The following is a 13,546-nucleotide window of genomic DNA, read 5'->3' as shown; positions in this document are numbered from 1 at the left end:
CAGATTCTAAAATAATAGCATCAATTTCCGTGGCGCCTCTTAAAATAGCTTCACGAATTGGAACGACACATCCAAAAGCACCATCAGCATATTCAAAGCCATCCTTTTTTACTAAAGACATAAATGGTATATAGTTGCAAGAAACCCAAATCCAGTCACAAAACTCATCATAACTAAAATCTTTAATAGATTTATATTCAACTACATTTTTAGAGAGATTTGAAACTGTAACCACCACATCGTCCTTTGTATCCCTTACGGCTAAATACTCTTCATAAGTAAAATGTTTTTTCAAGTATTTACGTAACGCTTTGCTTTCTCCAAAAGTTCGTTTCATTTTCATAAACTGCCATAAAGAGTTTAAAAAATCAATAGAAACAAATTCTCTATTTCCCTTTTTACGAATCACAAAAGGGTTGACACTAAATATGTTACTCTGGTTTACATTAGTAAATACTTTATGTATTTTATCAATCTTACCTGCAGCTAAATGAGGTATTAATAAACTCCCTGTTGATGTTCCTAAAAACAAATCATAATTTCTACCTTCTTCCTTAATTAAATATTCAGCAACACCTCCTGCATACGCGCCTTTGCTACCTCCTCCTGAAATTACTAATGCCTTCATAAATTAATTTTCTAATGGACTAAGTTCTTGATTTTTAAATTTAGCAAAATTATACCCATCTTGCCACCATTTAGTCATTTTATCTTTATCGAATATTAATGAATTAGTTGTTAAAACCGTTGGTGCGTAATAAAAGTTTATAATAACATTTTGATTGGAAGCAACAAATTTTCCAATTTTAATATTTTGCGATTCAATGCGATCGAGCATAAATGCAAACATATTTGTTAGCAAAGAGAACGGGTTTTTGGATGGCATTCTGTTTAATTGAGTAATCTCTGTTTGCAAAATAATAGCATCAACCTCAGTAGCACCGCGACTAATAGCTTCTTCAATTGGGACCATATTGCCCATGCCACCATCGGCATATTCGCATCCGTTTTTTTTAGCCAAAGTCATAAATGGCGTATAATTACAAGATACCCAAACCCATTCGCAAAATTCTTCATAATCAAAATCATTAACCGATTTATATTCCACTTGATTAAGCGTTAGATTTGAAACGGTTACAACAATTTCTGTTGGTGAATTTTTTAGTTCCAAAAAATCATCTTTTGAAATTGTCTTTTTAATTAAGGTTTTTAAATTTTGACTTTCGCCAAATGTTTTACTGCCTCGAAAAATATTCATCAATACATTCAAATGATTTATTCGAATGTTTTGTGTACCGTGTTTTCTGGTAATTTTAAAGGGACATACACTAAAAATATTATCATTATTAACACCAGTATAAACCGCTTTTATTTTTTCAATTTTATTTAAAGCTAAATGAGACACTAATAAACTCCCTGTAGATGTGCCGATAAACAATTTATAATCACGCTTTAAATCTTCAATAAGAAATTGCGCTACACCTCCTGCAAATGCACCTTTACTTCCTCCTCCTGAAATTACTAACGCCTTCAATTTTTAGTTTTTTTATTGTAAATATAAAGCTTTAAATAGCTTTTCAAAAAAGTATACGAATCTATTTTTAATTTAAAATTACATCCCCTTTATTAGGCATTTTATAGAAAAACTCAATATATATGCGTCTATAATAGTGCCTTCATTAAAAAGAATAATTACTTTAGTATCAGCTATTAACAACCAAATTACTTTTCATGAGAAAGAACCACTTTCTTACAGCATATTTATTTTTAATAATTAGCTTTTCAATCTTTGCTTTTAATAATTCTGTTTTTAAATTTGAATTAAAGTATGACACTAATAAAACAGCTGTAACACTTCCACCCGCTGCCACTATTTCTGGAACTGCTACTGTTTGTAAAAATGAAACTGAACCCACAATAACACTTACTGCCTCTGGAGGAACAGCACCTTACACCTTTACATATACAATAAATGGCGTAAATGAAACCATAGTTGCAACTGGAGATACTGCAACAATTAATGTAAATACCACGACGGCTGGAACTTATGTTTTCGAACTAATATCTGTACTAGATAATACCAATACCACCTCAACCGCAAATGGAACAGCAACAATTACAGTTAGAGAATTACCAACTGTAGATTTTACCTTTAACAATCCAGGAACATGCTCGGGGACATCAGTTAGTTTCACCTCTAGTGTTTCGGGAAGTGGGCCATATACCTATAATTGGAACTTTGGTGACGGAGGTACAAGTACAAACGTTAATCCATCTCATATTTTTGACGCTTTAGGCTGTGGCACAGAAGATTACAACGTAATATTAACTGTAATAGATACCAAGGGCTGTAGTAACACTATATCACATGTGGTAACTGTACTAGAAAAACCGCTACTTGAGTTTGAAGATATTGATAGTAGATTTGACCCTTTCAATAATTGCGGAAACAACACAACTGATCCTTCTTTTACAATTAATGTTGGAATTAGCAATACTTCGCCTTGTATAACGTCTTACAATGTGGATTGGGGTGATGGAAGTGCCATTGAAACAAACGTTTCATTTCCTGCAACACATACATTTACACAATTAGGATCCTTTAATATGAAGATAACAGGAATAGGCCCCAATTGCGATAATACTGTTACTTATTTAATAAAAAACTCAAGTAATCCAACGGGTTCCATAGTTAATCCTGGTAATACAGTAAACCTATGTGTTCCTGTTTCTGCAATAGAATTTGCCATTGGATCATGGGCTACAAATCCACCAGACACATATTATTTTGTTGATTTTGGAGATGGTTCTACAGAAAATTATACACAAGAAGAACTAGAAGCTTCAACTTATTTTAACGCTGTCGATCCTATAAATTCTCAAAACTTCCCTATTCCTCATACCTATACCGAAACTAGTTGTCCTTTTTCTTATACAGTTATTTTAAACATTGTTACATCATGCGGTCAAACCAATCTAACTGCGGGTCCAATAATAATTTTAAGAAAACCTGATGTTGATTTTGAGGACCCTCCAATAAGTTGTGTAAATACTTCGGTTCTATTTAATAACACATCTTTAGATGGATATAGCAATGATTGCAGTATTAATGATGGCCATTATTGGGATTTTGGAGACGGTACCACCTCAACAATACGTGATCCTAGTCATATTTATACCGCACCAGGAAATTACACGATTTCTTTATATGGAGAAAATTCTTGTGGTGTGACAGACACAATTACAAAAACAATTTGCATAGAACCCGAACTTTCAGCCGCATTTACTTTAGATACTAATAATGGTTGTACTCCATTGGCTGTGCAAACTACAAACTTGACTGATTTAAGCGCGAGTTGCGGTGGAGATACTTTTCTATGGGAAGTAACTTATACTTCTGGGTTTTGTGGAACTGCCCCAGGAAATTGGGAATTCACTAGCGGTACAGATGAAAACTCAGCAACACCTTCATTTAACTTTATTACTGCAGGAACCTATACATTAACTTTAACTACCGAGAATTCTTGCGGAATAAATAACGTTTTTGAAACTATTGAAGTCAAACAACCACCAACAAATACTATAAATGCTATTGGGGATTTTTGCGGATCTGCATCAATTACACCAATAGCAAATATAAATAGTTGTGCTCCAAATACTGAAACAATAACTTACAGTTGGGATTTCCCCGGAGGCTCGCCAGCAACCTCTAATACATTGGATCCAGGAACAATAGAATATACTACCCCTGGAAATTATGTGGTTACATTTAGTGTTACCAATGGTTGCGGAACAACAACGGATACTGAAAACTTTTCAGTTAATCCAATTCCAGCTCTTACCAACACAGATTTATTGCAAACCATTTGTTCTGGAACGAATACTGCAGAAGTTAGCCTAACTTCCAACATAGCTTCTACAACGTTTATTTGGACTGCTTCAGCTCCTGCTGGAATTAGTGGATTTATTCCATTTGGTAATACAGGTACTATTCCTGTTCAAACAATTTTCAACACGAATACAACGTCTCAAGATGTTACTTTTGTAATCACACCATCGGTTGGTGGATGTGATGGAAGTCCCGTAAGTTTATTTATAACAGTTGATCCTGCTCCATCTTATACAACACAACCTATTTCTGAATCGGTTTGTTTAGATGGTGCTGTAACCCCTTTAACTGTTTCCGTTAATGGCCCTGGAACCCCAAGTTATCAATGGTATAGCAATTCAACAAATTCAAATACTGGAGGAACAATTTTAACTGGTGAAACAAATTCTAGCTACATACCACCAAATAATCCTGTCGGCATTATTTATTACTATTGTATAGTGTCCTTTTCTTCAGGTGCAGGATGTAATGAAATTATTTCTGATGTAGCCATAATCGAAATTGTTGAAGGCATTCAAATAGATACTAATCCTATTGCAACACAAAGTTTATGTGTTGGTGGAGATATTGCATCGGCACTAAATGTGACACATTCAGGTGGAACAGGAACAATTTCATATCAATGGTTTAGCAATACAACGAATTCAAATACTGGAGGCACCATCATTGCCAGCGCAACAAATTCCAGCTATTTACCGCCTACTTTTAATACATCAGGAAATTATTATTTTTATGTAGTCATTACGCTTAACGGAAGTGGTTGTAGTGACATTTCAAGCGAAGTTGCAGAAATAATTGTAGCAGAAGATCCAATAATTACCACGCAGCCCTTATCGACTCAAATGCTTTGTCAAGGAATTACACCTCAAGATTTAGAAGTTATAGTCTCAGGTGGTTTAGGAACAACCTACTCATACCAATGGTACAGCAATCCTATCAATTCAAACTCTGGCGGAACTCTTATAACTGGCGCTACTAAGGATACTTTTACACCTTCTACAACCGCGGTTGGCACAATGTATTATTATGTTGTTATTTCTCAACCTGGAATTGATTGCAGTATAGTTGGCAATCCTTCCGAAGTTATTGTAAACGAAGCACCAATTTTCACCACGCAACCTATTTCAGAAACATATTGTTTAGGAGACGCTTTAAATATACTTTCAGCAGCTTATGCCAATGGCGTCGGTACGCCTGCATATCAATGGTATTCTAATACAGTTAATAATTCAACAACAGGAACTGCCATTACAGGGGAAACATTTTCTGATTTCAACCCGCCTTCTGGGAGTGTTGGTGCAGTTTATTATTACGTTATAATGACATTTTCTTCTGGTGGTTGTACTGAAATAACTTCAAACGTTGCTGAAATAATAATAAATCAAACTCCGAATATTATTGATAAATCTGATATTATTTGTAGCGGAAACGCCTTCATTATATCACCAGATAATACCGGAGGTGACATTGCACCTTCTGGGACAACATATACTTGGACTACTCCAATAATAAGCCCTCTAGGAACAATTTCAGGAGCTTTAAGTGAAAGCACACCACAAACCAATATCAGTCAAACCTTAACAAATACAACAACAAGTCCTTCAACAGTCACTTACACCGTTACTCCCACTTTTGGAATATGTATTGGAAATACTTTTGAGGTGGTCATTACAGTTAATCCATCGATAAGTATTACTACTTCTCAAATTAATAGTGATTGTTATTCAGCAAATGCGGGAGCTTTGGACATTACAATTGTTGGAGGCGTGCCATTTTCAACTGGGAACCCTTATCTAATTTCATGGACTGGTCCAAATGGCTTAACAAGTACAAATGAAGACATTTCTAATTTGGAACCCGGTGATTATACTGTTGATATTTTAGATGATGGTGGTTGCCCATTCACAGAAACATTTACAATAACTGAACCTGAAGAACTTGTTTTTTCTAACATTGTTTTCGATCCTGAAACGATTTCTTGTTTTAATGCAGACGATGGCCAAATAAGTATTGAAATTTCTGGTGGCACAATGCCTTACACATACAATTGGACTAGAAACGGATTAGCATATGCAACAACTGAAGATTTGACCAACCTTAGTCCTGGTAATTACGAAGTAACGGTAATTGATGCTAACAATTGCCCAACAATAGATGCCAATTTTTTATTGGTTGAACCTCCCGAACTTAACGTGAGTTTAGTAAACCAAGTAGATGTTATTTGCTTTGGCGATGCTACAGGAGAAATTAATATAAATACCGTTGGAGGCAGAACTATGGAAGTTTCACCAGGGGTTTTCGGTTATATATATTCTTGGACTGGACCTAACGGATTTACAAGCGACCAACAAAACTTAACAGGTTTAATTGCAGGAACCTACAATGTTACCGTAACTGATAAATCAAATTGTACAGACAGCTTAGAGGTGATTATAAATGAAACTGATGAAATTTTAATCGACTATACAGCCACCGAAATTGAATGTTATGGTGATAATGATGCTTCAATAACTATAAATAACATTTCTGGAGGCAATTCACCCTATACAGTTGCTTGGAGTAATTTAGGCTCTGGCATGTCGCAATCTAATTTATCACCGGGAGATTACACCATAACAATTACAGATAACACAAACTGTGAAAAATCTGTAACGATTACCATAGCAGAACCACCAATTTTCACTATAAATCCTGTATCAAATAACGTGTCTTGTTTTGGAGAAAATGATGGTCGGATAGTTTTAAATTTAGTAGGTGGTATTGACCCTGTTTCTTTAGTTTGGGATGATGATGCAACTGCTGGCGTAGAACGAAATAATATAGGCCCAGGAACTTATAGCGTTACCATTACCGATGGTAAACCTTGTGTAATTTCTGAAAAATTTACAATTACTGAACCTGCTGCATTATCGCTTTCGGCAAACACAACCGATGCTTTAAATTGCGATGATGCCAATAGCGGTGCTATAAATTTAATTGTAACTGGTGGAACACCGCCTTTTAACTATTCTTGGTCTAACGGAGCATCAACCGAAGACTTAAGTAATATTCCGCCAGATAATTATTCTGTTAATATTACCGACGCCAACAATTGCACCGTATCTGGAGATTGGATAATTAATAGATTTGAACCTCTTGAAGTACATGTAGATACCGAAACTAATTTTAATTGCGATACAAAAACTGTAAATCAATCTTTTATAGCTCAGGTAACTGGTGGTGTTCCACCTTACAATATTAGCTGGTCTAGCGGAACAGTTAGTGGGACAAACGGTGAAATAATGAGTACAACTCAAGATGGTTTAGTTATTATTGATGTTATTGATAGTATAAACTGTAATACCAATTTTTCATATAACGTTGAAATACCAATTCTAGGCGATCCCGATTTCGCCGTAACTTCAAATGCAATTTCCACCTATGGATTCTACTCCATTAAAGACCCAATCGAATTTACAAACTTTGCAACAGGAGATTATATCTCTGTTTCCTGGAATTTTGGTGATGGTAGTTTTTCTTCAGAAGAAAACCCAATTCATACTTACCTTAACGAAGGTTCATATTCAGTTATTCAAACTGTCACCTACCCTTTTGGATGTGTTTACACCAAACAATTAACATTGGTAATAGAAAAAGGATATAGCTTAATTATGCCAAATGCATTTACACCAAATGGCGATGAAATGAATGTCTATTTTAAACCAGAATCAATTGCTCTAAATGATATTAAACTTAATATTTATGATACTTGGGGAAGCTTAATTTACTCTGAAGAAGGGGACACTATAAAAGGATGGGACGGAAAAATAAATGATGCTGAAGCAGAAAACGGCAATTATTATTTCACCTTTTCAGCAACAACATTTTATGGTAAAATTATTACTCAAAAAGGTGCATTTATATCAATTAAATAAGCTCACAACAAGATGAAATTAAAACTTTACATAATGACTGTTTTGTGTTGCTTATCCTTTAAAGCAAAAGCACAAGACCCTGTGTTTTCTCAATATTTTTTAGTACCTGAAACCTTAAACCCTGGGTTTTCTGGTTTTGAGAATGCCTCTTATTTTGGTATCATACACAGAACGCAATGGCCAAGTTTAGACTTAAGAGTTGATACCGAATACGCGTTTTTCAATTCTTGGATAGAAGATGTTGGTGGGATAGGTTTTAGTATCATCAATCAACATGAAAATAATTCCAAATACAATCATCTACAAGGAAATGTTAATTTTGCATATCATGTTAAATTGGCTAACGAATGGTATTTCAGACCTGCGGTTGAAGTCGGTTTCGGAACCAAATCATTTAACTTTAGCGGTTTAGTTTTATCTGACCAAATAAATATTAATTCTGGAACTATAAATCCAACCTCATCAGATCCTTTTACAATGAATGCCAATAGAAATATTAGTTTTATGGATTTTTCAGCAGGATTTGTTTTTGATAAAAAAAACACCAGAAATAACACCGATTTATGGTTAGGAGGTTCAGTAAAACACTTAAACAAACCCAATATTTCTTTAGTTGAAAATGGCCATGTACCTTTAGATATTTTTTACTCTTTACATGCCAGTTATAAATTTCCGTATTTTGATTATAATGACATACTTCTTTCTGCAAATTATATGCAACAAGGCGAATATAATCGATTAGATGTAGGAGCTATTGCACGTTTAGAAAAATTAATGGTTGGTGCAGCGGCGGTTACCAATCCTGCAAAGAATAACACTAATAGCCATTTATTAACGTCCATAAATGCGTTTGTTGGTGTAGAGTTTGAGCAATTACGATTTGGTTTTTCTTATGACATAAATACAACCAATATTGGGCGAACAGATGGTGTTTACGAATTATCTATAACCTATTTAACTGGTTGTTTAGTTTGCAGAAACCCCGCTAATTTAGAACGTAGAAAGTAACATTCATAACCCCTAACTTGGCTCTAGGGATTATCAAATAATAAATTAATTTTTAAAAAGATTCTGAAACAAGTTCAAAATGACAGGTTAAAAATTACTATTATTCCAAAAGAGATTTGGCAAATTTTGAAAATCGCCAATTATGATGCTTAGTGGCTTGTTTTAAATTCTCATTACAAACGTCGTTACAAGCTTTAATTTCATTTAAATACTGAAATGCATTTTGACGAATCTCAAAACCGTATTCTGGACTCGTATAATCGGTAAGCTCTTCAAAATATGTATTCTTGTTTTCTGGTTGATAATCTTCAGTTAGCAAAGCTAGAGTTAACCAAAGTATTCTAACATTTTTATTGCTAAACCCTTGAATATCTTTCGTTTTATCTAAATATTTTTCTCGCTCTTGCGGAAAGTTTTGCCATAAATTGAATAAGGCCGTTTCAATGGTTATGTATGATTTGTCATTTAAAAGGGCTTCGTATTCTCTTTTTAATTCTAATGGAATTTCAGATAAGTTTTGAGCTATGGCTTGACGGACTTTGAGGCTATTATTGAAATGAGTTTTTTTAATCAAACTTATGTTTTGATTAATAATTTTAATTTTTGCTTTATCTGAAATGCCATTTGATAAATCTTTTTCACAATTTAATATATCAAGTGAACAATCAATTTGAATGTATTGTTTAAGGAATATAGAACTTAAATACAAAGCACCTTCCATTTCTTCATAAAGAAGTTTTTCGCTTACTAACCAAACTTTCACAAACTCTCTCAAGTCCTCACCGCTCGCCTTTTCAACTTCATTTATAAAATCATCAGTCTCAACATTTTTAAATTGATACTTTTCTAAATAATTTTTAACACCCTTTTTAAAAGCTTCATCACCAACTTTTTCGCGAAGCACATGCAATACCCAAGCGCCTTTTTTATAAAATGTAGTACTACTTGATTTCGGATCTAATAATGATGTGCTCCCTCCTGCTTTGTCTTGGTCTAATAATTCTTGGGCATATTCGTATAATCGCCAATAGTAATAATCATCACCAAATACATCACGTTCTGCTAAAAGTGCATAATATGTTGCAAAACCTTCTTGTAACCAATGGTGTGTTCCTGAGGTTTCGGTAACCAAATCACCAAACCATTGATGTGCCAATTCATGGGCGTTAACGTTTACATAGTTTTTATCTACAAAAGCTATTGAATCAATTACAAAACTATCTGCAAAAATGGTTGTACTTGTGTTTTCCATACCTGCATATAAAAAGTCTTTAACAGGCACTTGTTTATAGTTTTGCCAAGGATACGACACACCTATTTCTTCTTCAAGAAAATCGAACATCTGCTTTGAGTAACGATATGTTGGCTCGAATTTTAACGAATCTTCTGGATAGTAGTACATTTCTAAAGGAATACCACTTTTTGAATATTCTGTTTTTTTATCATATTTACCAATAACTAAAGCTACGAGATAGCTCGACATGGGTTTTTCCATATCGAATTCCCATAAATTAGAGGTTGGCGTTTCTCTTTTAGAAACCATCTTACCGTTAGAAATAACCTGATAACCTTTTGGTGCAACACAACTAATATCGAACTCAATTTTATCGTTCATATCATCAATAGACGGTAACCAATGGCTTGTGTATTTCCCTTGACCTTGAGTCCAGACCTGTCCTGAGCTTGTTGAAGAACCTGCCCAATCTATAAAATACATGGCTTTTTTAGGTGAAGCAAAAAACAGAAAATTAAGCGTGTAAGTTCTTGAATTTTTAAACTTATTGTAGATGATTAGTTTCTTACCTTCATTCTTAAAGGTTACCGACTCTTGATTTAAAGCAACATTCATAAACTTCATATCAAAAGCATCCAAGTAAATAGAATCTGTGTTTTTTAAAATATCGAATTTAATTTCATAGGAATTAAAGATCGTACTATCAACTTTCATTTGATTGAAAGTAAGAACGGTTTTCACTTTTTTAAAATCAACATAGTGAGTTTGCTGTGCATATAGAAGATTTACACAGAAACATAAAATAAACAGAAATCGATTCATGATTTTAAATATAGCAAAGATTAACCCAAAGGAGAAAATTTAAACTAAAAACTATGAAACTCAATCAAGTTAGCCTCATAATACTGCTCGCCAAGTTTTGATAATAGGTTTCTAATAACATTACTATCGCCATCAATAGCCAACGCAGAATACCCAACATCATTTAATTTACCCAAACGTAAATCTTTAATATTAATGTGCTTTGAAGCCAATGCAGACAACAATATCAATAACACTCCAGGTGCATTATGATGTTTTGTTAAAATCACCTTATCACTTAAAGCTAAGTTTAATTTTACACCATCCATTTCAAGCAAATAAACGCCTTCACTGTAATAATTAGGCATGGCAGCATTTTCCTGATAGGTTAATTCTTTAAAAAGTCCTGTATCTGTACCTTTTGTAAAATCTATAGCATTTTGAACTTTTCCATTTTTATTATCAATAGATAAAAATGCAACAGCTGTACCGTCGTTATTTGATTTTAAACGTGCAGTTTCCACATTAATACCTTCAGAAGCAAGAGTATTAAATAATGAAGAAATCACACCTGGTTCATCTAAATGCTGAGAAAACAAGCCATTTACTATGGTTTGCGTGTTTTTAGGAATTTCGTTGGTAACCGTAATAGATTTTCCCCATTTACGGATTCTAATGGCATTATAATCACCCATTCCTGTGGCACTTCTGTATAAATCTACAAACTCAGAAAATGACCCACCAAAAGAGAAATCAGGGATAATCCGTCGTTGATCATCATCTAATCTCTGGTTTAATAATTCAATACCTTTATTTAAAACCGTATATTTTACTTTTAAATCATGGTCGTCATAAATGGTACGATTCTCAGGAATTAATTTTGAGTAACTAACATAACTCTCGTAACCAGCTTCCTGAATATATTCTAAACTTTCTTTATAATTTAAACCATAATAACGTACATGATGTGTGTCAGTACCTACACAAACTGGTATTTGAAGCTCATTTGCGCGTCTCAAAATACTTTGAACTGGATACACGCCAACCCCTTTAAATTTTCCAGCCATATTAACATCTAAAGACAAATTTCTGTCTGCAATAAGCTCTAAAAGCGTTCTGAATTTATTAGCTAAAGGATGCGCACTAGTTTCAAAATTCACTAAAGCATCAGGCATGTCGACATTTAGTTTTGGTAAATCAATATGTCCAATAATTTGAATCATATCACCAAAACAATGAATCATTTGTGTCATTTCATCAAAATAACCACCCCAATACGCCTCAAGACTTCCACGCATTTTTAATAATTCTTGTGCTTCTTCTTTCGATCCATCATAAGGCAAACCTTCAGGTGCAAAATGCACAGAACCAATAACATAATCGGCATCTTCAGCTTGAAATATTTTAGATCGACTCCATTGCAAACCAATCTCTGGCCCCATCCACTCTAACTCAACACCGTATTTAATATTTATTTGCCCGTTGTATTTTTCACGAAGATCCGCAATACGTTTAGGATAATTTAAATACGATTTATTTCCGCGAATAAACTTCACATTCGTGTCTGTTTCAGCGATATAACGGAAATTTGTTAATCGTGGTGAATGAATTATAAACGTTATACTTGGATTGCCAGCCTCAATAGCTTTATCAACTATATCTTCTAGTTTATCAATACCATGTTTTACATGATCCTGTTCGGTTCCAGCGTGAATACCGTGTGTTTCCCAAATAAATTCGTTGAGTTTTCTCATCAATCAAAATGCGTTAAGTTGTTTTTTAAGACCTCCAAATTTAACCAATGAATTAGAATTACACCCTATTATTTAATTTTTTCAATATTCTTCAAAAAGAAATCGATAATACTTCTAAAAATAACTCAAATTCTATACGATATTAAGAATTTAATAAGTTCTTTTTTTAATTGAAATCCTTAATTTCGCTTCTATGTCTATAAACCTGCAAACTCCCATAGATTATTTAAAAGGCGTTGGTCCAAATCGCGCAGATTTGTTGCGTAAAGAGTTAGGTATTCACACGTATCAAGATTTAATCAACTTATTTCCAAATAGATATATAGACAGAACCCAATATTACAAAATCAATCAATTACAACGAAACAATGCCGATGTACAAGTTATTGGCAAAATAACCGGTTTTAAAGAGGTTGCTCAAAAACGAGGAAAACGTTTAGTTGGTACATTTCAAGATGAAACTGGCACTATGGAATTGGTTTGGTTTCGTGGTCAAAAATGGATACGAGAAAATTTAAAACTGAATAAAACCTATGTAGCCTTTGGGAAAACCAATTGGTTTAGCGGCAAATTCAATATGGCACATCCTGAATTGGAATTGGAGGAAGAACATGAAAAAAATCTACGTTCTGCCATGCAACCTGTTTATCCTTCAACTGAAAAGCTATCAAATAAAGGCATAACAAATCGTGTGATTAGTAAAATCATGCAACAATTGTTTATTGAAACCAACGGAAAGTTTACTGAAACATTATCTGATAATTTACGATCAGAATTAAAATTAATCAATAAACAATCAGCACTTTTTAATGTGCATTTTCCAAAGAATCAAGAGCTACTTTCTAGGGCACAATTTCGACTAAAATTTGAGGAATTATTTTATATCCAATTGCAATTAATTATTAAAAATTTAATTCATAAATCGAAAATTAAAGGCTTTCCTTTT

Annotated in this window: 7 protein-coding genes; 3 read left to right on the top strand and 4 right to left on the bottom strand. The window is 33.6% G+C overall.

What is annotated here, in order from left to right; genetic code table 11:
- Positions 1-628, bottom strand: a 628-nt coding sequence (locus WBN21_RS07030) for a patatin-like phospholipase family protein (RefSeq protein ID WP_424198783.1), incomplete at its 3' end; no start/stop codon positions are given.
- 3 nt (positions 629-631) lie between these two features.
- Positions 632-1,534 carry a patatin-like phospholipase family protein gene (locus WBN21_RS07025; RefSeq protein ID WP_424198781.1) on the bottom strand — a complete coding sequence of 301 codons (903 nt, stop codon included), beginning with the start codon at positions 1,532-1,534 and terminating at the stop codon, positions 632-634.
- A 197-nt stretch (positions 1,535-1,731) separates the two neighbouring features.
- Between WBN21_RS07025 and WBN21_RS07020 the strand changes: the two genes are divergently transcribed.
- Both WBN21_RS07020 and WBN21_RS07015 read left to right on the top strand, forming a co-directional pair.
- On the top strand, positions 1,732-7,803 hold the full coding sequence (locus WBN21_RS07020) for a PKD domain-containing protein (RefSeq protein ID WP_424198779.1): 6,072 nt from the start codon (positions 1,732-1,734) through the stop codon (positions 7,801-7,803).
- Positions 7,804-7,815: 12 nt separating this feature from the next.
- Entirely contained in the window at positions 7,816-8,811 is a 996-nt protein-coding gene (locus tag WBN21_RS07015) for a PorP/SprF family type IX secretion system membrane protein (protein ID WP_424198777.1), read from the top strand.
- A 100-nt stretch (positions 8,812-8,911) separates the two neighbouring features.
- Here the strand turns inward: WBN21_RS07015 and WBN21_RS07010 are convergent, their stop codons facing one another.
- Both WBN21_RS07010 and WBN21_RS07005 read right to left on the bottom strand, forming a co-directional pair.
- Entirely contained in the window at positions 8,912-10,786 is a 1,875-nt protein-coding gene (locus WBN21_RS07010) for a M1 family metallopeptidase (RefSeq protein WP_424198775.1), read from the bottom strand.
- Between the two features lie 125 nt (positions 10,787-10,911).
- Positions 10,912-12,600, bottom strand: a complete 1,689-nt coding sequence (locus WBN21_RS07005) for a histidinol-phosphatase HisJ family protein (protein ID WP_424198773.1) — start codon at positions 12,598-12,600, stop codon at positions 10,912-10,914.
- A gap of 193 nt (positions 12,601-12,793) precedes the next feature.
- On the opposite strand from WBN21_RS07005, the gene WBN21_RS07000 reads away from it, so the two are divergent.
- Positions 12,794-13,546: OB-fold nucleic acid binding domain-containing protein (locus WBN21_RS07000; RefSeq protein WP_424198771.1), on the top strand; the 753-nt coding region annotated here is incomplete at its 3' end.

This window comes from Algibacter sp., from assembly GCF_049667265.1.
GTDB lineage: Bacteria > Bacteroidota > Bacteroidia > Flavobacteriales > Flavobacteriaceae > Algibacter_B.
This window is presented reverse-complemented; position numbering and strand designations above follow the sequence as displayed.